General features: G+C 35.6%; 25 protein-coding genes and 1 pseudogene. 12 read left to right on the top strand and 14 right to left on the bottom strand.

The window, feature by feature from the left end:
* Window positions 1-64 precede the first annotated feature (64 nt).
* From EKM64_RS04670 to EKM64_RS11705, 4 genes and pseudogenes are all read right to left on the bottom strand, one after another.
* Window positions 65-274, bottom strand: coding sequence for an ATP-binding cassette domain-containing protein (locus tag EKM64_RS04670; protein WP_125676089.1), 210 nt, complete (start codon window positions 272-274; stop codon window positions 65-67).
* Between the two features lie 173 nt (window positions 275-447).
* Window positions 448-1,223 (bottom strand): annotated as a pseudogene (locus EKM64_RS04665) (alcohol dehydrogenase catalytic domain-containing protein); the annotation flags it as partial.
* Between the two features lie 3 nt (window positions 1,224-1,226).
* The gene (locus EKM64_RS11635; protein ID WP_263852828.1) at window positions 1,227-1,358 is read right to left on the bottom strand and encodes a hypothetical protein; all 132 of its coding nucleotides are present in this window, start codon (window positions 1,356-1,358) and stop codon (window positions 1,227-1,229) included.
* 25 nt (window positions 1,359-1,383) lie between these two features.
* Window positions 1,384-1,512, bottom strand: coding sequence for a hypothetical protein (locus EKM64_RS11705; RefSeq protein ID WP_318530738.1), 129 nt, complete (start codon window positions 1,510-1,512; stop codon window positions 1,384-1,386).
* A gap of 16 nt (window positions 1,513-1,528) precedes the next feature.
* Here EKM64_RS11705 and EKM64_RS04660 point away from each other — a divergent pair, with 16 nt between their 5' ends.
* Window positions 1,529-1,759, top strand: a complete 231-nt coding sequence (locus tag EKM64_RS04660) for a hypothetical protein (protein WP_318530737.1) — start codon at window positions 1,529-1,531, stop codon at window positions 1,757-1,759.
* 154 nt (window positions 1,760-1,913) lie between these two features.
* Window positions 1,914-2,414: a DoxX family protein gene (locus EKM64_RS04655; protein WP_125676085.1), complete on the top strand. Its 501-nt coding sequence runs from the start codon at window positions 1,914-1,916 to the stop codon at window positions 2,412-2,414.
* Between the two features lie 39 nt (window positions 2,415-2,453).
* On the opposite strand, the gene EKM64_RS04650 is transcribed toward EKM64_RS04655, so the two are convergent.
* From EKM64_RS04650 to EKM64_RS04635, 4 genes are all read right to left on the bottom strand, one after another.
* Entirely contained in the window at window positions 2,454-3,182 is a 729-nt protein-coding gene (locus tag EKM64_RS04650) for an alpha/beta hydrolase (RefSeq protein ID WP_125676083.1), read from the bottom strand.
* An 80-nt stretch (window positions 3,183-3,262) separates the two neighbouring features.
* Window positions 3,263-3,994 (bottom strand): alpha/beta hydrolase, encoded by a 732-nt coding sequence (locus tag EKM64_RS04645; RefSeq protein ID WP_125676081.1) that lies wholly within the window; start codon window positions 3,992-3,994, stop codon window positions 3,263-3,265.
* A gap of 184 nt (window positions 3,995-4,178) precedes the next feature.
* Window positions 4,179-5,141, bottom strand: a complete 963-nt coding sequence (locus tag EKM64_RS04640; protein WP_125676079.1) for an AEC family transporter — start codon at window positions 5,139-5,141, stop codon at window positions 4,179-4,181.
* Window positions 5,142-5,179: 38 nt separating this feature from the next.
* Window positions 5,180-6,802: a malolactic enzyme gene (locus tag EKM64_RS04635; RefSeq protein ID WP_125676077.1), complete on the bottom strand. Its 1,623-nt coding sequence runs from the start codon at window positions 6,800-6,802 to the stop codon at window positions 5,180-5,182.
* Window positions 6,803-6,904: 102 nt separating this feature from the next.
* On the opposite strand from EKM64_RS04635, the gene EKM64_RS04630 reads away from it, so the two are divergent.
* Window positions 6,905-7,786: a LysR family transcriptional regulator gene (locus tag EKM64_RS04630; RefSeq protein WP_125676075.1), complete on the top strand. Its 882-nt coding sequence runs from the start codon at window positions 6,905-6,907 to the stop codon at window positions 7,784-7,786.
* Between the two features lie 374 nt (window positions 7,787-8,160).
* On the opposite strand, the gene EKM64_RS11380 is transcribed toward EKM64_RS04630, so the two are convergent.
* On the bottom strand, window positions 8,161-8,313 hold the full coding sequence (locus tag EKM64_RS11380; RefSeq protein WP_164505298.1) for a hypothetical protein: 153 nt from the start codon (window positions 8,311-8,313) through the stop codon (window positions 8,161-8,163).
* 78 nt (window positions 8,314-8,391) lie between these two features.
* Here EKM64_RS11380 and EKM64_RS04625 point away from each other — a divergent pair, with 78 nt between their 5' ends.
* From EKM64_RS04625 to EKM64_RS04610, 4 genes are all read left to right on the top strand, one after another.
* Window positions 8,392-8,664 (top strand): helix-turn-helix domain-containing protein, encoded by a 273-nt coding sequence (locus EKM64_RS04625; RefSeq protein ID WP_125676073.1) that lies wholly within the window; start codon window positions 8,392-8,394, stop codon window positions 8,662-8,664.
* A gap of 14 nt (window positions 8,665-8,678) precedes the next feature.
* Window positions 8,679-9,134 (top strand): low molecular weight protein-tyrosine-phosphatase, encoded by a 456-nt coding sequence (locus EKM64_RS04620; RefSeq protein ID WP_125676071.1) that lies wholly within the window; start codon window positions 8,679-8,681, stop codon window positions 9,132-9,134.
* 43 nt (window positions 9,135-9,177) lie between these two features.
* A complete protein-coding gene (locus tag EKM64_RS04615; protein ID WP_125676069.1) occupies window positions 9,178-9,885 on the top strand; it encodes an MgtC/SapB family protein in 708 nt (235 codons plus the stop codon).
* Between the two features lie 97 nt (window positions 9,886-9,982).
* Window positions 9,983-10,429 carry a hypothetical protein gene (locus tag EKM64_RS04610; RefSeq protein ID WP_125676067.1) on the top strand — a complete coding sequence of 149 codons (447 nt, stop codon included), beginning with the start codon at window positions 9,983-9,985 and terminating at the stop codon, window positions 10,427-10,429.
* Window positions 10,430-10,556: 127 nt separating this feature from the next.
* Here EKM64_RS04610 and EKM64_RS11375 read toward each other — a convergent pair whose 3' ends face one another.
* Window positions 10,557-10,706 (bottom strand): SPJ_0845 family protein, encoded by a 150-nt coding sequence (locus tag EKM64_RS11375; protein ID WP_164505297.1) that lies wholly within the window; start codon window positions 10,704-10,706, stop codon window positions 10,557-10,559.
* Between the two features lie 161 nt (window positions 10,707-10,867).
* Between EKM64_RS11375 and uvrC the strand changes: the two genes are divergently transcribed.
* Together uvrC and EKM64_RS04600 are read left to right on the top strand one after the other, a co-directional pair.
* The gene (gene uvrC / locus EKM64_RS04605) at window positions 10,868-12,685 is read left to right on the top strand and encodes an excinuclease ABC subunit UvrC (RefSeq protein ID WP_125676065.1); all 1,818 of its coding nucleotides are present in this window, start codon (window positions 10,868-10,870) and stop codon (window positions 12,683-12,685) included.
* 235 nt (window positions 12,686-12,920) lie between these two features.
* Entirely contained in the window at window positions 12,921-13,427 is a 507-nt protein-coding gene (locus EKM64_RS04600) for a VanZ family protein (RefSeq protein ID WP_125676063.1), read from the top strand.
* A 45-nt stretch (window positions 13,428-13,472) separates the two neighbouring features.
* On the opposite strand, the gene EKM64_RS04595 is transcribed toward EKM64_RS04600, so the two are convergent.
* From EKM64_RS04595 to EKM64_RS04580, 4 genes are all read right to left on the bottom strand, one after another.
* Entirely contained in the window at window positions 13,473-14,342 is an 870-nt protein-coding gene (locus EKM64_RS04595) for an SPFH domain-containing protein (protein WP_125676061.1), read from the bottom strand.
* A gap of 90 nt (window positions 14,343-14,432) precedes the next feature.
* On the bottom strand, window positions 14,433-16,376 hold the full coding sequence (locus EKM64_RS04590) for a PTS fructose transporter subunit IIABC (RefSeq protein WP_125676059.1): 1,944 nt from the start codon (window positions 16,374-16,376) through the stop codon (window positions 14,433-14,435).
* A gap of 15 nt (window positions 16,377-16,391) precedes the next feature.
* On the bottom strand, window positions 16,392-17,315 hold the full coding sequence (gene pfkB, locus EKM64_RS04585; protein WP_125676057.1) for a 1-phosphofructokinase: 924 nt from the start codon (window positions 17,313-17,315) through the stop codon (window positions 16,392-16,394).
* Window positions 17,316-18,068, bottom strand: coding sequence for a DeoR/GlpR family DNA-binding transcription regulator (locus tag EKM64_RS04580; RefSeq protein ID WP_125676055.1), 753 nt, complete (start codon window positions 18,066-18,068; stop codon window positions 17,316-17,318).
* A gap of 194 nt (window positions 18,069-18,262) precedes the next feature.
* Here EKM64_RS04580 and obgE point away from each other — a divergent pair, with 194 nt between their 5' ends.
* Genes obgE through rnz form a run of 3 tightly spaced genes read left to right on the top strand, consistent with a single transcriptional unit; the run spans window position 18,263 to window position 22,440 of the window.
* Complete coding sequence (gene obgE, locus EKM64_RS04575; protein WP_191988518.1) at window positions 18,263-19,552, top strand: GTPase ObgE; 1,290 nt, start codon at window positions 18,263-18,265, stop codon at window positions 19,550-19,552.
* A 13-nt stretch (window positions 19,553-19,565) separates the two neighbouring features.
* Window positions 19,566-21,488, top strand: coding sequence for an acyltransferase family protein (locus EKM64_RS04570; protein WP_125676051.1), 1,923 nt, complete (start codon window positions 19,566-19,568; stop codon window positions 21,486-21,488).
* Between the two features lie 13 nt (window positions 21,489-21,501).
* Window positions 21,502-22,440, top strand: a complete 939-nt coding sequence (gene rnz / locus EKM64_RS04565; RefSeq protein WP_125676049.1) for a ribonuclease Z — start codon at window positions 21,502-21,504, stop codon at window positions 22,438-22,440.

Genomic DNA, 22,440 nt, shown 5'->3' with positions numbered 1-22,440 from the left:
TTTGTGGTAAACACCATTTTAAAGGAAGCTGATCTTTTTTGTCCGAACAGCGTTCGGATTAATTTTACAATCTACCATTATCTAAAATATTAACTGTTCCAGAATTATACGAAATCAAATCCAATAGAATATTTATCAGAGTGGTTTTACCAGCGCCGTTTTCTCCGATTAAGGCGATTATTTGGTTTTTATTGACATTAAAATTAATGTTATGCAGAATTTCTTTTTTACCATAGTTTTTATTGAGGTGTTCGACTGTGACTATAGATGTCATGATTTGTTACCTCCTTGATTTGATAAGATAAGTTTAATTTATTTATCTAATTCAAAATAGTAAGCAATGTCATGTATTGCTATGACGTTTGTCATATTGTTAAACAAAAAAAGAGCCCAATCGATTGATGAACTCTTAAATACTATATACAATTTTCTGGTTTGTAATCTTTTAGGTTTGATAGTTTTACTACTGACTGAGTCAGCATCGCTTCATTGATTTGGTCGAAGTCATAGAACTTTTCAGTAAGATCAAATGGGAAGACCCCCATCTTATAAAATTCTAGTAGGCGAGGGATGTCTGCTTGAGGGATGGAGTCACTCGTGGGTTACACCGACAACTTTTTTTCGTCAACACATAGATCGTTCCATGTACTGATATCAATATTATGTGGTGTAACGGCGATAGTAGCAGTTGTACCACCTTTTGCTAGGGCAGCAATTAATCTGTCATAACTTTGGCAACTCCAGTAGTATCAACAGCGATAACGTGTGTACAGCCTGAGACCTTACCAGCATTTCTCTTATTAATTACAGTATGAGTTGTGAATGAACATATCACTGATATGATTGCATTCTCTGTGAAGTGATCACCTGCCATCTGGGCGTGTACCAAACAAGTTTGAGGCAGCATATTTACGACATTGGGTTGGAATTCCTTTGAGACAATTATCACATTCTGCACATGAGTAGAATGACATGATGGTATGGTCACCAACTTCAAAGTTGTGAACGTTATTACCGACTTTTTCGACGATACCTGAACTATCATGTCCCAAGATGGCAGGTAAGTTGAATCCAGCATCACCTTTACGTTCATCAGAGTGGCAGATACTTGATGCAACAATTTTTACTTGTAGTCCGTTGTTTTGCATATCAGTCAGTTCAACATCATCTTTTATAATGAATGGATCGTTTACTTTATCAACAACAGCAGCTTTGATTTTCATAAATTAAAATCTTCTTTCTGATGAATATTCCAGGATTTTGATTGTTACTCTGATGATTTTAAAAGATGCTGGGATGTCAGTTGAAGTGACATTTTTTGCTACAGCTTTTTCTTCATTGATAGGTTGTCTGATCATGGCATTTTTGGGTATTTTGATCTGTTTATTTTTGATGTGGAGGTCGTTCTGGTATTACGTCATTAGTAACGGGGATCTTATTTGGAGTATCCGTAGTTGTCGCACCATTTATAGTGATGATCCCACAATCTGCCATTGCGCCGGTTATTATCATTACTGGAGCCCTTATGATGAAGGATCTTTCGAGCATTGATATGCGTGAATTAGATGATTGGATTCACGCATTCTTGATTATTACTTTGATCCCATTAACAGGGAGTATTTCAACTGGATTGCAATTTGGGTTTATCTCATATCCGTTGGTAAAGATTTTTGCTAATAAAAGTGAAGATATTAATCCCGTTGTCTTAACAGTTTCAATATTGTTCTTGATTAATTTGATATTATCAGAAGTAGTTTAAAAATCATTTGGACAGATATCCAATTGATTTTTTATTCTCTATTGTAATATGTCAGACTGTTATAAAAAATATTCCATATTTAAAACAAAATGTTTGTGAATAAACATTCAAAAGAGTATTATACATTTTGTTATCAAATTGGGAGATGAGACAAATGGTAAAATTTTTGCGTAATAATAAGTATGCTTCTATTATTTTAGCCATTATCAGGGTGTATTTAGGTTTTGAGTGGGCCATTTCTGGTTTTGGTAAAATTACTAGTGGTTTTTCGGCTTCAGGGATGTTGATGGGAGTCATTAAGAATCCGGTTAAGGGACCAGAAGGAAATGTGTTGTATCCATGGTTTAATGGCATGGTCCAACACATGGTACTTCCCAATTCTGGTGCAATCAGTTTTATGGTTGCCTGGGGTGAATTCTTGGTCGGTTTAGGACTTATCTTTGGTTGTTTAACAACTGCAGCTACATTCTTTGCTATGTTGATGAACTTCTCATACATGTTAGCTGGTGCTATTTCAGTTAATCCTGAATATATTTTCTTAGAAATGTTTATTATCTTTGCCGGTTTCAATGCTGGTAAAATTGGTTTGGATTTCTGGGTAATTCCTTGGATCAGAACACATGTTTTTAAGCATTCTAAAATAGATAAAGCTTAAAAAAAACGGCTCTGCATATAATTATGCAAAGCCGCTTTTTTATTTTTCGAACCAATTCATTACGTTATCAATATTGCCAACCCAAGTGTTCCATGAATGGTCGCCGTCAACGGCCATATAGGTGAAACTATCTTTGAGATGGACACCTAAGAAGTTTTTGAACATGATGTTATCCTCATGCATATAGTCGTCATCTCCACAAATCGTTAGAACTTTTAGTTGCGGATGTTCTCGATTGAAGATATTTACCAACTGATTATCAGCAATTTTTTTAGGACTGTCGAAAATTGTATCAAAAGTTTTCTTTTCCATTGGTGATTTAGGATTATTTCGGAACTTTTCAATGTCGACGATTGGAGATAATCCCGCAACTTTACTAAATTTGTCAGGATTCTTAAAGGCAATCTTTAAGGCTCCATATCCACCCATGCTAGATCCGGCAATATAATTGTCAGAAGCGTCGGTCGATATAGGTAGTAGAGATTGAATCTTAGGTATGTATTCATTAATGAAGAAACTGTAGTAGGGTATGAAGTTAGAATCACTGTAAAAGGCATTTCTGGCCTCTGGCATAATAATAGCCCAGTCATGTTTTCTGGCAATTTCTTCAATATTGGCGTGTCTGATCCAGGCTGAATCGTCACCGGTGTATCCATGTAATAACCAAACCGCTTTGTATTCTGATTTTCCAGTGTCTGGAACAACGGCCGTTGTCTTAAAATAAGTATGTAGATAATTTGTGCGATAGCTAAGATTTATTAATGTCATACGTTATACCTCGATTATTTTAACTAGTATTAATGATAATAAATCTATATTTTAAAGTCCAATCGCACAACTTTTAAAAATTATTTAGTAAAGCGATCCAAAACTTGATCAATGTTTGTACTCCAAGTAGTCCAAGAATGATCCCCTGATACTGGCATCCAGGTGTAATTTGCTTTAAATTTGTCAGTCAATTGATTTTTTAAGACGATATTATCTTCATGCATAAAATCAGCATCGCCACATAAATGAAGAATTTTTTGATCATTTGAATCAATATTTTTTAAAATATTTGCTAATTGATTGTCATACAGCTTTTCAGGGGAGTCAAAGATTGTGTCAAAAGTATTGATTGGCATTGGGCTCTTAGAATTGTTTCTAAAGTGTTCAATGTCAGCAACTGGGGACATTGCCGCAATACGACTGAATTTATCAGGATTTTCTAAGCCAAATTTCAAAGCACCGTAACCACCCATACTTACACCGGAAATGTAATTATCTTCGGATTTTGAGGAGATAGGTAGAAGATCTTGAATCTTTGGTATGAGTTCTTTAATAAAGAAACTGTAATAAGGAATAAAGTCAGAATCAGTATAAAAAGCATTTCTACCTTCAGGCATGATAATAGCCAGATCATATTTGCTGGCCAATTGTTCAATATTGACGTTTCGCATCCAGGTAGTATCGTCAGCGGTATAACCATGTAGTAGCCAGACTGCCTTATAGTTAGTTTTACCAGTGTCTGGGATCACGATGGTTGTTTTGAAATATGTGTGCAGATAATTTGTTTTAAAACTTGTATTTAATAATGTCATAAATTTACCTCCAAATAGTTGTCACTTCATCAAGAAGTTTGATTCTTAATTTTAACGTTGTCAAGCCAAGCTAAATTTATAGTTACATAAGATATATTTATAGAAGTAACAAAAAAGCTCATACAAATTTGTATGAGCTTTATTTTATATGAATGAATCGGAGAGAATTACTTTGAATGGTTAATTAGATGAAATTAACAATCTGCATCAAGATTGGAACAACTACTACGAACAAAACAGTTGAAGTTGTAACTACGTTAGTTGCGTATTCAACATCACCGTGTGATTGTCCCACCAAGATAGGTAGAACAGCCAGCCCTGGAGCGGCCGCTTGAATGATCAATGTGTTGCTTTCCAAAGTGGGCATTGGATGACCTAATGAGCTACCAAGCATTACGAAACCAATCATAATTGCTGGAGCAAAGACAAATCTTCCAAGTAGAGCAAGTATGGTATCACGGTCAAAGCCAATTGATTTAAGACCGGCATCGGCCAAGATAATACCAATGTAGATAAGAGACATAGGAGTAACGATACCACCTACCATGTCTAAAGTCTTATCGATCCATAAGGGAACAGGGATAGCTAATAGTAGGAATACTAGTGAAACTAAGAAACCAACAAGTGGAGCAGGTAACAGTTTCTTCCAGTTAAAGTCTTTCTTAGTGCCTTTTTCAACAGTTGGATCATCACTTGAGATAAAGAAGACACCGATGGCCCAAGTTGAAATAGTATTCATAACATAGTAAACAAGGAAATAAGGCAAACTCTTTGTTCCAAATAGTGCCATATTTAGTGGTAGACCAATGAATATGGTATTAGCATTGGCAAACATGTTGATGAATGTACCACGACGACCTTTTCTAATACGGAATACTTTAGTAAGTATCCAGGCTAGTAAATAACTGCAGGCAAAACTGGCAAAGGCAAAAACTAAACCGCCTGAAAGACTAGCTAATTTGTCACGTGTTAAATATTTTAATACTGAAACGAAAATAGATGCTGGTAGGGCAATCTTCATAATAATAAATGAGATATTTCCCTTAAATTCGTCACCTAGACGACCTGAACTTCTTAACCAGTAGCCAAGAGCGATAACGATTACAATTTCAGCAACACTTTCTAGTGAGGTAATGAATGCTTCCATGAGATAATTCCCCTTCTCTTATAACTTAAATCCTAAAATTAATATTTTGGTTCCCACTTGATGTCATCAATGGCTTTTTTAGCATCTTTAACATCAGTTAATTTCTCTTCAATTGCTTGTTGAGCAACGCCCATAGCAACTGTCATACTAAATTCATCTAGTTTTGAAACTGGAGGTAATACTGCGGCACCAGCTTCTGTTGGATCAACGATTCCACCAAGTGAATGAGCAGCTTTATTGATCATGCCATCACTAAGTAATTTAGCATTAACGGCCATTGCACCAAGACCAAGTCCAGGATATACAAGAGCGTTGTTAGCCTGTCCAATAACATATTTAACGCCGTTCATTTCAACTGGTTCAACTGGAATACCAGTAGCAACTAGAGCTTTACCATCAGTCCACTTCAAAAGATCCTCAGCCTTTGCCTCGGCAAGTTTTGTAGGGTTTGATAATGGGAAAATAATAGGACGTGCAGTATGAGCAGCCATTTCCTTGATGATAGATTCTGTGAATGTACCAGGTTGTGTTGATGTACCAACAAGAATAGTAGGGTGGACAGCCTTAACAGCAGCCTCAAGATTCGTTAGTTCGTCTGCATTAGCAAATTCACTACGGCTTCTTGTAAATGGCTTTTGTTCAGGTGTTAGATCTTTGGTATCGTCAAATAATAGGCCCTGTTTATCAACCAAGTAGAAGTGTTTCTTAGCTTCTTCTTCAGATAAACCTTCTTCGACCATAGCGTCAAAGATACGTTTAGCAATACCAGCACCAGCAGTACCAGCGCCAAATGACATGTAAACTTGATCAGTGAATTTTTCTTTAGAAATATTCAAAGCACCTAAGATACCAGCAAGAGTAATAATACCGGTTCCTTGAATATCATCGTTAAATGTTAGAATCTGATCTTTATATTTATTCAAGATATTGGCAGCATTGTCACGGCCAAAGTCTTCAAAGTGAAGATACATATCAGGAAATAGGTCTTCTGCAAGGGCAACAAATTTGTCAACGAATGCATAGTAATTATCGCCTGTAACACGTTCATGATGGTTACCAAGATATAAATCATCATTTAATAGTTCTTTGTTGTTTGTACCAGCATCCAGTACAACTGGTAGAACTGACTTGGGATCAACTCCAGCGGCAGCTGTATAAACCATTAATTTACCAACTGAAATATCTACACCTTGTAGACCCCAATCCCCAATTCCAAGAATTCCTTCACCATCAGTAACAACAATCAATTTAATATCACGATCACCGGTAGCGTTTTTCAATGCAGATTCCATATCATCTTGATCATCAATTGATAAGAATGCGGCATTTTGTGGATCTAAGAAAAAGTGGCTGTAATTTTCGATCGTATCAGCAATAGTTGGATCGTAAACAACGGGCATGAAATCATAAACATGTTCACTGAACAATTTGTAGAACAATGTACGATTTTCGTTGAAAAGATCCATCAAATACATGCGTTTTGCTAATGGGGTTGGTTTTGTACCATATTGTTCATAAGCTTGAGCAACTTGTTGGTCAAGTGTCTGAACGAATGGAGGTAGTAGACCTTCAATTCTATTTGTCTTTCTTTCTTCTTTTGTAAAAGCAGTTCCCTTATTTAAAAAGGGATTATTTAGTAAATCTAAACCTGTGTATGTCATAAGTTTGCCTCCTGAAATAACTTTCGTGACATACTATAAACCCATATAAAAAATATAGTCAAATATGTTACAATTGATAAAAAATATTTATAGGTGATAATCATGAACTTGAATGATTTCAGGTATTTTCAAAAATTAAGTGATATGAAGAGCTTTTCGGAGACAGCTCATTTTTTTAAGGTCAGTCAACCAACGATAACCTATGCTCTAAAAAGATTGGAAACAGAATATGATACTAAATTGGTGGAAAGAAAAAGTTATGCTAATTCATTATCACTGACTTTTGCTGGCGAGCAATTGTTACAACATATAAATAAAATATTACGTGAGGATTATCTAGTTAAGACGGATCTTGATAGAATCAAGCAAAAACAAATTAAAATGGGCTTGCCACCAATAATTACGAATTATCTGATTCCCAAAATATTTGACGAATTAAAGCAGTTTGATTATTTGAATAGGATTATTCCCGTGGTAGATGGTTCTAAGGAATTACTGGATAAACTGAAAAATGGTGACATTGATTTATCACTATTAGGATCGACAAATTTGCCTGATGATCCAGATTTAGAATATAAATTGTTGGATACACATCAATTTAAGATAATTGCCAGTGAAAATCGTAAGTTTAAGACCAATTTGAAATTGACAGATTTAATAGATGAAGATTTTATTATATTGGATGAAAAATCCGTCCATCAACAGGTTTTTAATAACTTTATTGATAAATACAATGTTTCGCCTAGAATAATTTTTCAAACTAGCGATTATAAACTACTTTTGGATTTAGTTAAGGAAAATAAAGGAATCAGTTTTATAACTGAAACTGCCATTAGGTCTTCATCAGGGATCCAAGAATTGAAATTTGATAAACTGGAGTTACCTCAATTCTATATAATGTTAGTTTATCGTCGGGGAACAATTAAAGGATCAATTTTTGAAAAATTAATTAGTATTTTCGAAGGCTTTTCAATTAAAAATTAATATTTCTATAAAATACTATGAATTTTTTGTGGTATACGTGTCTACTGAGAGTGATATATAATTATAGATGCCAATAGTATGTAAGGATTAATCCGACTATTCGGTGACAGATAATTTAGTGTCAAATAGTCGACTTTGATCCAACAAATTATCTTTACAGAAACAGACAATCTATTGGGATAGTTCTTAAGAGCAGCTGTTTCTGGGGAAGTCGAAGCAATTCGACTTTTTTTTTACAACAAAATATTGAAAATAGCAAAATATAGCAAAATATTGAAAAAGTCTCACCACCACTACTCTGACGCGGTGTTGTGAGGTATAATAATGCGATTATTTACCGATATATAGAATCTATACTTATATATATAGATACGTTATGATATATTACTCATTGAAGAGGAAATCCCTGTTTCCTCTTCCTTGATAATTTCATGTTTATAACAGTCTGATAATCTGTTATTACCCTGAATGGTAGTTCCTCCCTGAGCTGCCATTTTTTTATGCCTTTTTTTTGACTTTGATGCCATATGTGGCTCCATTTCAGGAATTAGGTTGTAATATGGTATAATTTTGTTACTAAGTTACTAGGAGTATTCAGTTATACGATGAAATATAATAAAGAACAACAAATTGAAATTGCGAAGTATGCAATCGAAAATAATTATGGTTATAAAGAAACCGGTGCTAAATATGATATTTCTTATCAACAAGTAGCAGCTTGGGTCAGAAAATATGAAGCTAAGACTTCTCTTAATAAACCAAGAAAAACTTCAACTGAACCTACTAAGGCAAGTACGTTAGACATTTTAAATCGTCGTGATCCCGTTTTAGAACAACAATTAGAGGATGTTAAGCGTCGTCTAGGTTTGATAGAGTAATCGGGGAAGAATAAATGAAAAGAATTGTTTTTGTTTGTTTAGGAAACATTTGTCGGTCACCGATGGCAGAAATGATGATGCGTGAGTATATATCTGAACATGGTTTAGATGCTAATTTGATGGTTTCATCAAGGGCAACTGAGGATTATGAAGCTGGAAATCCAATTCATCCTGGTGCCATTGCTGAATTGAACAAGCATCATGTAAAAATTGTGGAACATCATTCACAGAAAATTTCAAAAATCGACTTTTCCGAAGCGGATTTAATAATCGGGATGGACCATCAGAATATAATTGATTTAGATGATATGTCGATCGACTGCCAGGATAAGATTCATTTGGCCTTGGAATTTGAAGGCAATCAAGCTATTCAAGATCCGTGGTATGATCATAAATTTGATCGAACATATTCACAGTTAAGTCAGGCAATTCCATATTGGGCAACTTTTCTTTTGAATAGTATTGAATAAGAGTCAGAAACTATTGTTTCAAGCTCTTTTTTTATGAGGGGGAATTAGTGTGCAGTTGAGTTCAATTACTATAATAGTTAGATTGATTATTGCCACTGCTATATCAGGAGTTATTGGTTGGGATCGCGAACACAAAAATAGACCAGCGGGTATTAGAACCCATATTCTGGTCTGTTTAGGTGCTTGTATCGTAGCTTTGATTCAAAAAGAAATTGGGTTTAATGCATTGAGAGTAGCCGCACAATATCCACAATATAAAGGAGTAATCAGGACGGATGAAGCCAGACTTATTGCTCAAGTAGTCAGTGGTATCGGATTTCTTGGTGCTGGTACAATCATTGTTGAACATCATTCAATCAAAGGATTGACGACGGCCGCTAGTTTGTGGGTAGTTGCTTGTATGGGTATTGCTGTTGGTATGGGTGACTACGTGATTGCTAGTGCCAGTTTTGTCGTGGTATTCGGCGTCGTGGCTTTCTTAAAACAAATAGTCCGAGTTAGTGCAGTAAAAAGTATTGAAATTGAATATAGAAATAAAGTAGCAACAAAGAAATTCATTTTAGATTATTTCCAAAATAAAAATATTGCTATAAGTAATGTTGTTTTTAGAGCAAATAAAATTGATGGAGAGTATCTATATACCAATGTTTACGAAGTTAAACTTCCTAGGAAGTCCAATTACGTGACGGTTATAGAAGACCTATCTAATCACGATGATGTTATCAAAGTTAGAGCAATTGCTGCAGGATAATTATAAATTGAATGTAGTGATTTGTAATTTTGATAATTTTTTCTTGGTTGTAATAAAAAAGGACATCTGATAAAGTTTTCAGGTCAGGGGGAATTAAATGTTTAAGCGGGTGGTATTGGGAATTTCACTCATAACGCTCATTAGTGGCGGTTCCATTATTTCAATGAAATACAATACAACTGATGCTGTAAATTTTAATCGTGTAGTTAAACGTAAAGATTATAATTATGTTTCGTTTCAAAACCTATACGAAAATCCACAATTATATACGGGAACTAAAGTATATCAATATGGTACAGTCGAGAAAGTTGTTTTTAATAGTAACAGTAGTTATATGCTGGTGGTTTTGAATGGGAAGGATCAATCAAACATCATCAAGCTCAATTTTGATTACAGCAAGACCGATAACGCAAACAGATTCTCTGTTGGTACAGAAGTAAGATTTTATGGAAAAGTTTCAAAACCGGAACAATATGAGACCGGACGCGGTCGAGAGACATCTCGTCCAGTTATTGAGGCCGCATATGTTGATCTAAAAAAATAACAGAACCCACCAAACGGTGAGTCCTGTTATTTTTTTATCAAAAGGGTTTTATATTTGTAACGGACAGTAAATATAAATGGCAATCACTCTTCTAAAGCAGAAGGGTAGAAAATATGAGAAGTTATCATTACTTTTGATCTTTGGAATCTTCATCCTTGGAAGATTTTTTATCCGCAGATTCAACGCGTTTAACATTTTCTTTTACATCATCGGGAAGTGAGGCAAGTTTATCAAATAAACTGCCAAAATCATTTTCGCGTTTCACTGTTAAGCCCATCGGAATCAGCCCCTTTCAGTTAGTTATTTCTTTTATCTTTAATTACATTATAGAACCATCAGATAGAAAACTCAAATTGTTGCAACCTTTTTTTAATAGTTTAAAATATAAAGAGCGTATATAAAGTTAATTAAACAATAAATATGAGGAGGGATAATCTTTTGGCTACAGAATATCTTGAGCACAAACTAAGTCTGTTACCACCTAAACCGGGTTGTTATTTAATGAAAGATGTCAATTCAAAGATTATTTATGTTGGTAAAGCCAAGAACTTAAGAAATCGTGTTCGTTCCTACTTTAAGAGTTCTCACGAGGGCAAAACCGCTAGATTAGTTTCAGAGATCCGCGATTTTGAGACGATTATTACTTCAAATGATAAGGAAGCTTTTTTATTAGAAATAACGTTGATTCAAAAACATCAACCTTATTATAATATTAAGCTAAAACGTGGTACGGGATATCCTTATATTAAAATAACCAACGAACGTGATCCAAAAATGGAAATTACCGGTTTAGTAAAAAAAGACGGAGGATATTATTTTGGGCCTTATCCAAATGTTTACGCGGCTCAGAATACTCTGAACTTTCTTCAAAAAGTATACCCTTTAAGACGCTGTCAAGGACACTTAGGACGTCCTTGCCTTTATTATCATATGGGACAGTGTCTAGGGGCATGTTTTCAAGAAGTCCCTAAGTCAGAATATGATGCTCAAATTGATAAGATAAAGAGTTTCTTGGGCGGGAATGTTGCTGAAATTAAGCGTAGTTTAAATGGTCGAATGATGTTGGCCGCCAAAAAAGAAGAGTACGAACGTGCAGCTGAATTACGTGATCAAATTCAGTATATTGAAGCAACTGTTGAAAAGCAAAAGATCATTTCAAATGACAGTACACCACGTGATATCTTCAACTATTATGTTGAAAAAGGTTGGATCTCAATTCAGATCTTCTTTATTAGACAAGCAAGGTTAATGAAGCGTGAGAAACGTGTTTTTGCCTGTATAAATACTCCAGAAGAAGAACTTTCGACGTTTATTTTACAATTTTATAATCGTCGTAATCAGGTTATGCCGCGAGAGATATTAGTTCCAAGCAATTTGGATAAAGATACTTTGTCACAAGTTCTGGATGTTCCATTCAGAACGCCGCAACGTGGTCAAAAGAAAGATTTAATGGATATGGCTCACGAAAATTCTAAGTTGGTTCTGCAAGAAAAATTTCGCTTGATGGAGTTAGATAATCGCCAAACTTATGGTGCTCAAAAACAAATTTTTGATGCGTTAGATTTGCCATACGGTCATGTGATCGAATCGTTTGACCACTCACATATTCAGGGAACTAGTCCAGTTTCGGCCATGGTTATGTTCCAAGATGGCCGACCTGAAAAGAGCGGTTATCGTAAGTATAAAATAAAAGGTGAAGTTGAACATCAATCAGGTGCTGATGAGGCCGCGAATACTAGAGAAGTTATTTATCGTCGGTATTCTAGATTGATCAAAGAAAAAGATAATCTTCCTGATCTTATTTTAATGGATGGTGGAATTATTGAATTACGAGCCGTAATGGATGTTTTAGAAAATGAATTAGGCATTCATATTCCGGTTGCGGGTATGGTCAAAGACGATCACCATAATACTTCTCATTTGATTGTTGGTGAAGATGGCGAAGAAGTTATGTTAGATCGTAAAAGCCAAGGATTTTACCTGTTACAACGCGTTCAGGATGAAGTTCATAGATTTGCAATTACGTTTCATCGTAAAACTAGAAGTAAGAATGCCCTGTCATCTCGTTTGGATGGTATTCAAGGCGTTGGTCCTAAGACTAGAACTAAATTATTGAAAAAATTTGGTTCAGTTAAGAAGATGAAAGACGCTTCAATTGAAGATATGACGGATTTAGGCATTTCTAAAACTACTGCTCAGACTATTAAGATTACTTTGGCCAGTACTGATTTTCATAATAAGTATCGTAAGGGATAAATAAAAAAGGTTTATGACTAAAGATTACTAGTCATAAACCTTTTTGCCATTTGAATGATTTTCAATAGCTGTCAGTGTATAAAGTAATAAGACGTATTCATCGATTAGAGTTATTTCCATCATAATATCGTCACATTTTTTTAAGTTTGCTTAAACTATTTGATAGTAAGGTAAGAGTATCAATTAAATAAAAATCAAATTGTTTAAAAGCAAATTTTAAAGAGGAGTGTTGTTAATGCGTTGGATACCTTTTTTCGTAATTTTTAGTGTTTCATTTTTGATGGCCGTTTATATTCTGACTAATGTTGAGGAATTTGATAAACGTAGGATGGCTTTATTTAGTCTAGGATATTTAACTTTTATTGGTGTCATTTTGTTTACCCCGATGTCATTTGATGGTAGATCAGTGTATGTCATGCCAGCCGGAGTTGGATCAGTAAACTTACATCAAATTTACTACGATCTAGGTTTTATTGAGAATATTATTTTGACCATTCCGTTAGGATTCTTAATTAAAGAGTATCTTTCTGAAATATCATTATTCGATATAATTCCAGTAGGATTGATAATAGGAACAACAATTGAGACATTGCAATATGGTCTATCACATGTATTCTTGATTAACCGTACTAGTGACATCAGCGACGTTGTTTCAAATGGAGTTGGAATTTTTATTGGTGCGTCGTTATTCTTAATTTATCAATATGCATCTGAAAAGAAATTATTAGATAAGTGGATTTAAAAAATGCCTTCAAAGTCATTAGATTTTGGAGGCATTTTTTTAAAATCATTTAACATCAGATGTATTAATAATAGGTTGCGAACCACGCTCAGAGATAATTGTTACCATCATATTATTGATCAATTGTAATTTCTTATCGTCAGATAGTTGCATGCCAGTATCATCTTCCAAACGCTGAATGGTTTCTTCAGTAATGGAAACGGCACCTTCAACAATAACTTTTCGTGCTGATAAAATGGCAGTAGACTGTTGTCTTTGAAGCATAGCGCTAGCAATTTCAGTTGCATAGGCTAAATGTGTCAGACGAGTTTCAACAATTTCTACTCCGGCTACATTTAAACGATCTTGTAATTCTTGGGTTAAACGATCAGAAACCTCGGTTGGATTACTACGCAATGTCAGTGGTTGCGTACTATTATCGAAAGTATCATATGGATATTCTGAGGCAATATGACGAACAGCAGACTCACTTTGAATCTCAACAAATTGCTCATAATTATCGACTGCGAATAAGGCCATACTTGTATCAACGACTTTAAATACGATAACCGCAGCAATTTCAACCGGATTACCACGCAGGTCGTTAACCTTTAAAATAGCGCTATTAAAATTACGAACTCTAAGTGAAATTGAAGTTTTTCCAGTCAGAGGTACGGTCATAAATAGTCCGGCGTCACGGATGGTTCCAATGTATTTTCCAAAGAAGGTCAATACTTTTGCCTGATTAGGTCCGATAACGGTCAATGAACTGGCACCAAAAATTGCAATCAGAATTAATAAGGCACCAAATACAAAGCTTGCAGAACTGGCAGTTTGTGTACCATTCAATAGAAACCAACCACCACTAACAATAAATAAAATAGCTAAAATTAAACCAATATAACCGTTGATATGAAATACTTGTTTTTCTTTCATAAATTTAACCTCCTGTGGTTAAGTATATCTGGATTCTTTTCTAAATACAAAAAGGTCGTTCTCTAATTGAGGACGACCTTTATTTAATTATTAGGCTTTCTTTTTAGCGGGTTTCCAAATACCATAGATAACACCAGAAATAATTGATCCGATGATAACTGCTAGTAAGTACATTAATGGTTTATTAGCTAAAGGTGTAACGAAAATACCACCATGAGGGGCAGGGACGTTAACATGCCATAACTGTGTTAAACCACCACCAATTGCAGAACCGATAACACTTGATACGATAACGTGTAGTGGATCTCCGGCGGCAAAAGGAATAGCACCTTCTGTAATGAATGAGATACCTAAGACATAGTTAGATAAACCAGCTTGTCTTTCTTGTTCAGTAAACTTGTTTTTCCAGAATGTTGTGGCAATGGCGATTGCTAGAGGTGGAATCATACCACCAACCATAACGGCAGCCATCAAAGCACCATTTTGTGTAGCAGTAAATGTACCAATAGCGAATGTATAAGCGGCCTTGTTGAAAGGACCACCCATATCGATCGACATCATACCACCTAGTAAGGCACCTAAGACAACAGCATTACCTGTACCCATTGTTTCTAGGAATGAAGTAATACCGTGGTTAACAACAGCGAAGACTGGATCGACTGCGAAGTACATGATAGCCCCGACGATCAACAAACTTAGAACTGGGTAAAGCAAGATGGGTTTTAACCCATCAAGTGACTTAGGAAGGTTCTTGAGAGCCTTCTTTAAGTAAACGACTGTCCATCCGGCGATAAAACCGGCAAGTAGACCACCAATGAATCCGGCAGGACTTTTTGATGAGATGACTGAGGCAGTGGCTTGAGATGCCATATAACCACCAACAAAACCAGGTAGTAATGCAGGACGATCACCAATTGAAACGGCAATATATGCGGCTAGAACTGGAATCAAGAAACTAAAGGCATAGTTACCAACGTTATTGAAGAATAAGAACCATTGTGAATGAGCACCAACGGAGTTTTCCAATAAGAAAGAAATGGCCATTAAAATACCACCACCGACAACGAATGGCAACATATTTGAAATACCATTCATTAAATCAGCATAGATTTTTGACCAAAGAGATCTCTTTTCTGTACTTTCTTCTTCCTCAACAGCTCCGCCTTCGGAATGGAAGACTGGTGCTTTTTGTTCAACGGCAAGATTGATAAGTTCTTCAGCTTTGTTAATACCATCGCTGACAGGACGGTTTACTAAATGTTTACCATCAAATCTTGGCATATCAACTTTTTTATCAGCGGCAATAATAACACCGGTGGCACGATTGATTTCGTTGGCAGTTAACTTATGTTTAACACCTTCGGAACCGTTTGTTTCGACTTTGATGTCGACACCCATTTTTTCAGCCTGTTCTTTAAGAGCGGCTTCGGCCATGTACGTGTGGGCAATACCAGTAGGACAGGCTGTAACTGCAACGATATATGGCTTTTCATCCTTATTCTCAGAATTAGCGGATGCTTCAATTTCGGCTTCTTTAGCTTTTTGTTTTTCCTCATCGGCCTTGTCTTTGGCTTCTTTAGCCTTCATAGCTTCATTAAACAAGTTTTGAACTTCATCAGCCGTTGTGGCCTTCTTCAAGTTAGCAACAAGTTCTGGGTTGATCAAAAGTGATGATAGGGCGGCCAATGCTTGTAAGTGAAGATTATCAGCACCATCTGGTGCAGCAATCATGAAGAACAAGTAGGCTGGCTGACCGTCAAGTGACTTGTAATCAATTCCTTTACTACTTTTAGCAAATAGTACAGTTGCACGTTGAACGGCTTTGTCACGGGCATGTGGCATGGCGATCCCATCACCAATACCAGTACTTGTTTGAGCTTCACGTTTTAAAATATCTGATTTATATAGGTCTTTATCATTAATGACACCAACTTGATAATACTTATCGACCATTTCCTCGATGGCTTCTTCCTTAGTATCAGCCTTTAAATCCATGATCATAGCGTCTTTTAGTAATAATTGCTTTAGGTCCATTAGGAAATTCCCCCCTTAACTTAACTCTTTAATGGAAATGTTTTGGTACACTTCATCAATTTTTGTTTTAATAGCAATATCTTGACTGAAAGCTGTAGCGGATCCGCAAGCGGCCCCCATATGGAAGCTTTCAATAGCATCATCAGTTTTCATAAATGTTCCAACGAAACCGGCAATCATTGAATCACCGGCACCAACAGAGTTGATAACAGTTCCCTTTGGTACATTAGCGTGGTAGGCATGTTCTTTAGTAACGAGTAGGGCACCATCCCCAGCCATTGAGACTAGGACATGTTTTGCTCCCTTATCAAGTAATTTTCTGGCATTATCGATAATATCTTGATCATTCTTGAAGGTTACATCGAATAATTCGGCTAATTCATGATGATTTGGTTTAACGACTAGTGGATTAAGTGGTAGTGTGTCCAGCAATGCTTGTCCAGTAGTATCGATAACAAAGTCAGCACCTTGTTTTTGAATCATCTCAGCAATATCTAAGTAAAATGTTTCAGCAATTTTCTTTGGCAAACTACCCGACATTATAACAACGTCACCAGTACCAACTTTTTTCAACTGACTGATAAAATCAGTTTGTTCTTGTTTTGAAATTGCTGGACCAGTACCGTTGATTTCTGTTTCTTCATCTTGTTCAACAGCATTGACTTTGACATTGATTCTGGTATCTTCTGAGACATTTGTAAAAGATGTTTTAAGATCATGCTTTGAAAGCAAATTTTCAAACATTTTTCCAGTAGCCCCACCTACGAATCCAAGTGCGGTTGAGTCAATCTGAAGTTCCTTTAAGATTCTTGAAACATTGATACCCTTACCACCAGGAAGTTTAACGTCACTAACAGTACGATTAACCTCGCCAGGTGTAAGAGTTGTTAATTGTAATACGTAGTCAATGGATGGATTGGCTGTAATAGTATAAATCAATTAATTAACCTCCATAACTCTGGTTTTTTTATTTAATAATTCCAATTCTTTATCAGATAATCCACTGGTTATCAGCGTGATATCTTTCAAATCAGCGAATTTACTAAAACTGACTTGGCAGTATTTGGAACTGTCTGAGAGAACAAAAGCTAAATTAGATTGTTCAATTGCTAATTTCTTGATCATCGATTCTTCCGGATCAGGTGTTGTACAGCCAGAATCGACCGAGAAACCATTTGCACCGATAAAAGCTCTATCAAAGTGGTAGGATTCTAATGTCTGAATCATGGTTGAGCCGACTAAGGCCTTAGTGGCAGATTTTAGTCGTCCACCTGGTAGGAATGTATCGATGTTGTAGTCGGCCAGCATTGATGCATTATCAACACTGTTAGTGACCACTAGCAAATTCTTATGTTCTATTAAATAGGGAATCATGAACTGAATCGTTGTCCCTGAATCTAAAAAGATGACCTCATCATTTTGAACTAAATTTGCTGCGGCCTTACCGATAGCTTTTTTACCATCTAAATTAATTGTTGCTTTTTGGGAAAGAGCGGGTTCCTCATGTAATGAAATAACATTTTGAGCACCACCATGAATCCTCAATAACTTGTGGCAACTCTCAAGATCTTTTAAGTCTCTTCGTAAAGTTGACGCTGATGCTCCAGTTAAAGAAATCAGGTCGTGTAACTTAACGATATTATGTATTTTTAATTGTTGTAATATAATCTGTTGTCTTTCTTCAGTAAGCACTTTCATTCTCCTTCGAAAAATATATTACAACCAAATTCGATCAAAATCAACCAAAAACGTTCATTTTCTTTCAAAAAGTATCACGAATGTTTAGAATGAATTATTAGTTTTCAAAAGGTTTCTTTTATTCAAAGTATTATGAAACCCGTTTTTGTGCTAAAATTTAAAAATGATAATTATGTTTAGAAAGGGGGATTTTAATGTTTGTAGATAACGTTAAAATCACCGTTAGATCCGGTAAAGGTGGCGACGGAGCTGTTTCATTTCGTCACGAAAAATATGTACCTTTAGGTGGTCCAGCTGGTGGAGACGGCGGACGTGGTGGAGACATCATTTTAAAAGCCAATGAAGGAATGAATACGCTGATGGATTTCAGATATAAGCGTATTTTTAAGGCTGAGGCTGGTCAAAACGGCCAGATCAAAGGTATGTATGGTCGAAAGGCCGATCCAGTTTATATTGTCGTGCCAGCAGGTACTTCAGTATATGACGAAGATACTGGTAGATTAATTGGTGATTTAGTAGAGCATGAACAAGAATTAATTATTGCAAAAGGTGGTTCAGGTGGTCGAGGCAATATTCATTTTGCTAATTCCAAGAATCGAGCACCAGAAATTGCCGAAAATGGTGAACCTGGTCAAGAATTACATTTACGTTTGGAATTGAAATTAATTGCTGATGTGGGGTTAGTTGGGTTTCCTTCAGTTGGAAAATCTACCTTATTATCTGTAGCGACTTCTGCCAAGCCTAAAATTGCGGCTTATCATTTTACAACTTTGTCTCCTAATTTAGGAATGGTTAAATTGGATAATGGACTAGATTTCGTTATTGCTGATTTGCCGGGATTGATTGAAGGAGCTTCAAATGGTGTTGGTTTGGGTATTCAATTCTTGAGACACGTTGAAAGAACTAGAGTAATCCTACATTTAGTTGATATGGATCCAGAAAATGGTAGAGATCCGTATGAAGATTATTTATCGATCAGAAATGAACTGGCTAAATATGACGACAATATTTTGAAACGTCCAGAAGTTATTGTACCTACAAAGCTTGATGTACCTGGGGCTGACGAAAGATTGAAAGAGTTTAAAAGCCATTTGTCTGATGATGCTGATATTTTTCCAATCTCAAGTATTCAACATACTGGGGTCAAGGAATTGATGAATCACACAAGTACAGTCTTAGAAAATGCAGAACCAATTCACTTTGATGTTGAAAGTGAAGACGAAACAAAAGAATATAATTACGAATCACAAGCAGATCGTCTTACCATTGAAAAAGATAAAGATGATGAGCATAGCTTTATTGTTAAAGGTGATGAAGTTGAAAGACTTCTTCAAAGAAGTAATTTAGATCATCAAGATGGAATTATGAGATTTGCACGTATGCTTAAGGGAATGGGTGTTGAAGATGCCTTGATCAAAGCTGGTGCACAATCTGGTGATTCAGTGACGATTCTCGACTTTACTTTTGAATTTATTTAGGGGTTATAAAATAATGAATAAGGCACCGAAAAGAAGATTTATCAGTGGATTTGATGGATTACGGACATTAGGGGTCGTTGGTGTAATCATGTATCACTTGAACCCAACTGTCTTTTCCGGTGGGTACTTAGGGGTACCCATATTTTTCTTGATTTCTGGTTATTTGATTACTGATCATTTCTTTAACACCGTTGATTATGGTGGAAAGTTTTCATTAGGAAACTTTTATGGAAAAAGGATCAAGCGACTATATCCAGGAATGTTATTTGTGTTGTTGGCGTCTAGTGCATATATAGTCTTCTTCATGAAAGATCTCTTATATCATTTAGATCAGATTTTTATTACTAATATTTTGAATGTTTATAATTGGTGGCAAATATTTAATGGGCAATCGTATTTTGAAAGATTTGCTAATAATGAATCACCATTCACACATTTATGGACACTTTCAATTGAAGGTCAATTTTATATAATTTGGCCTTTGTTATTGTTGCTGTTTATTAAATTCGGAGTTAAAAAGAGTAGGATATTCGGATTTGCAATGATTGTATCAGTGATTTCCGCTGTTTGGATGGCAATTCTATTTAAACCGGGTGTCGATCCTAGTCGTTTGTACTATGGTACTGACACGAGATTATTCTCGATTCTTTTGGGATGTGGTTTGGCTATTGTCTGGCCAGCTGAAAAGCTCAGGAATGGCTTGGCTAAGTCTGACAAGATCAAGTTGAATCTTATCGGAGGATTATCAATTGTATTAATGATTTTGATGATCTTCACGATGAAGGATTCGTCAGCATTCTTGTATCGTGGTGGAATGTTTATTTTCTCAATTGTTACATGTATCTTCATCGCTGTTGTGGCCCATCCGGATGCTTTTTGGAATCGTGTATTATCTAATAAACTATTCCACTATGTTGGAAGCAGAAGTTATGGTCTATACTTGTATCAATTTCCAGTAATGATCTTTTTTGAATCTCGATTCAAGAATGTAGCGGATCACCCAATTCTTTATCCAGTTATTGAAGTTGTTTTGATTTTCTTAGTAACTGAATTCTCATTTAGATTTGTTGAACAACCATTGGCACATGCTAATTGGCAAAGTATTAAAAACTTCTTCAAATTGTCAACAACTCTACAAAGAGCTTTGGCGATTATTGTAGCTGTGATCAGTATTACTGGTTGTTACGGTGTGGTTCAAGCAGTTGGGGCACCAAAGCCTAATGTAAATCACAGTCAATTGGCCACTAAGATCAATAAGAATGAGAAGAACAATAAGAAAAAGAAACAACAAGCTATTGAGAACTTAAAAAAATCTAAGGCTAAGAATAAGAATGGTAAATTAAGCGCAGCTGATTTAGCTAAATATAAGAAGGCTGCTAAAGACCATCCGGTAAACAAAGACTTTGAAAAGTACGGTTTATCTCAAATTGATCTGCAAAGATTAAAGGATATTCCGTTAACTGCCGTTGGTGATTCAGTTATGGCCGATGGATCAGATAATTTCTTGAAACTATTTGATGATAAGAAAGTAATCGTTGATGCTGCCGTAAGTCGTCAATTGGATTCAAGTCTTGATATTTTGCAAAAGTATAAAGATCAAGGTGTTTTGGCTCCAAATGTATTAATAGGTTTAGGAACAAATGGACCTTTCAATAATGATCAGGTTGATCAAGTTATGAGATTGGTTGGTCCACAAAGACATGTCTTCTGGATCAATGTCCATGTACCAACGAGACCATGGGAAAAGACTGTCAACGGTGTCTTGGATGAATCAAGTAAGAAATATAAGAACCTGACGATTATCGATTGGAACGGTTATTCTGATGGACATACTGACTGGTTCTATGACGATAATGTTCACCCAAATCCTGATGGATCAATGTATTACTCATCATTTGTTGTAAAACAGATACTTAAACAATTAGATAAAAAATAGATAGGATTTTTGTATGGAATTAGAATTTTTAGGAACAGGAGCTGGCGTCCCATCTAAAAGTCGTAACGTATCAAGTGTTGCTTTAAAGATGCTTGATGAAAGAAATGAAGTTTGGCTTTTTGATGTTGGCGAAGCTACGCAGCATCAAATTTTAAAAACAGCTATCAGACCGAGGAAAATCACTAAAATATTTATCTCGCATCTGCATGGCGATCATATTTTTGGTTTGCCTGGACTGTTGTCCAGTCGTTCGAATCAAGGTGGACAGACACCTCTAGAAATATACGGACCAGTTGGTATCAGGGATTTTGTTGAAACATCTTTGAATGTGACTGGCAGTAGACCAAATTATCATATTAAATATATTGAATTAAAAAATGGCGGAGAAATCTTTAACGATAAGACTTTTAGTGTTACCGCGGGAAAATTAAAACATCGTGTGACTTGTTTTGGATATAGAGTAACTGAAAAACCTCGTATTGGTGAATTACAGGTCGACAAGTTGAAAGAATATAATATTCCTAATGGTCCAATTTTTGGTCAGTTGAAGTCTGGAAAGGTTGTTACACTTGAAGATGGAACAACTTTGGACGGTAAAGATTTTATTGGTCCAGATAAACCTAGCAAAGTAGTTACGGTTATTTCTGATACACGCTATACACCTGAGATCGATACTCTTTCGAAAGATGCTGATGTTATCGTGCATGAATCTACATTTTCTAATTCTGATAAAAAGATGGCATATAATTACTTCCATTCGACGGCTACACAGGCAGCCGAAGTAGCAAGTAAAGCAAATGCCAAAGGTCTGTTATTGACGCATATTTCGGCGAGGTATACAGGTAAGAATGCTTTAACACTTCAAAAAGAAGCACAAAAGATTTTTAAGAATACTAGAGTAGTTAATGATTTTGATATCTATGAGGTACCTTTTACGGAAAAGAGAGGATAA

The sequence above is a fragment of the Companilactobacillus keshanensis genome (genome assembly GCF_003946205.1).
Classification (GTDB): domain Bacteria; phylum Bacillota; class Bacilli; order Lactobacillales; family Lactobacillaceae; genus Companilactobacillus; species Companilactobacillus keshanensis.
Note: the sequence above shows the minus strand (reverse complement) of the source record. Positions and strands in the feature narration are given on the sequence as shown.

Bases quoted from the DNA above. Each gene is read 5' to 3' on its own strand.
- EKM64_RS04670 (WP_125676089.1), bottom strand. From the start codon at position 274: ATGACATCTATAGTCACAGTCGAACACCTCAATAAAAACTATGGTAAA.
- EKM64_RS11635 (WP_263852828.1), bottom strand. From the start codon at position 1,358: ATGATCAGACAACCTATCAATGAAGAAAAAGCTGTAGCAAAAAATGTC.
- EKM64_RS11705 (WP_318530738.1), bottom strand. From the start codon at position 1,512: ATGATAATAACCGGCGCAATGGCAGATTGTGGGATCATCACTATAAAT.
- EKM64_RS04660 (WP_318530737.1), top strand. From the start codon at position 1,529: ATGAAGGATCTTTCGAGCATTGATATGCGTGAATTAGATGATTGGATT.
- EKM64_RS04655 (WP_125676085.1), top strand. From the start codon at position 1,914: ATGGTAAAATTTTTGCGTAATAATAAGTATGCTTCTATTATTTTAGCC.
- EKM64_RS04650 (WP_125676083.1), bottom strand. From the start codon at position 3,182: ATGACATTAATAAATCTTAGCTATCGCACAAATTATCTACATACTTAT.
- EKM64_RS04645 (WP_125676081.1), bottom strand. From the start codon at position 3,994: ATGACATTATTAAATACAAGTTTTAAAACAAATTATCTGCACACATAT.
- EKM64_RS04640 (WP_125676079.1), bottom strand. From the start codon at position 5,141: ATGGAAGCATTCATTACCTCACTAGAAAGTGTTGCTGAAATTGTAATC.
- EKM64_RS04635 (WP_125676077.1), bottom strand. From the start codon at position 6,802: ATGACATACACAGGTTTAGATTTACTAAATAATCCCTTTTTAAATAAG.
- EKM64_RS04630 (WP_125676075.1), top strand. From the start codon at position 6,905: ATGAACTTGAATGATTTCAGGTATTTTCAAAAATTAAGTGATATGAAG.
- EKM64_RS11380 (WP_164505298.1), bottom strand. From the start codon at position 8,313: ATGGCATCAAAGTCAAAAAAAAGGCATAAAAAAATGGCAGCTCAGGGA.
- EKM64_RS04625 (WP_125676073.1), top strand. From the start codon at position 8,392: ATGAAATATAATAAAGAACAACAAATTGAAATTGCGAAGTATGCAATC.
- EKM64_RS04620 (WP_125676071.1), top strand. From the start codon at position 8,679: ATGAAAAGAATTGTTTTTGTTTGTTTAGGAAACATTTGTCGGTCACCG.
- EKM64_RS04610 (WP_125676067.1), top strand. From the start codon at position 9,983: ATGTTTAAGCGGGTGGTATTGGGAATTTCACTCATAACGCTCATTAGT.
- EKM64_RS11375 (WP_164505297.1), bottom strand. From the start codon at position 10,706: ATGGGCTTAACAGTGAAACGCGAAAATGATTTTGGCAGTTTATTTGAT.
- EKM64_RS04600 (WP_125676063.1), top strand. From the start codon at position 12,921: ATGCGTTGGATACCTTTTTTCGTAATTTTTAGTGTTTCATTTTTGATG.
- EKM64_RS04595 (WP_125676061.1), bottom strand. From the start codon at position 14,342: ATGAAAGAAAAACAAGTATTTCATATCAACGGTTATATTGGTTTAATT.
- EKM64_RS04590 (WP_125676059.1), bottom strand. From the start codon at position 16,376: ATGGACCTAAAGCAATTATTACTAAAAGACGCTATGATCATGGATTTA.
- EKM64_RS04570 (WP_125676051.1), top strand. From the start codon at position 19,566: ATGAATAAGGCACCGAAAAGAAGATTTATCAGTGGATTTGATGGATTA.
- rnz (WP_125676049.1), top strand. From the start codon at position 21,502: ATGGAATTAGAATTTTTAGGAACAGGAGCTGGCGTCCCATCTAAAAGT.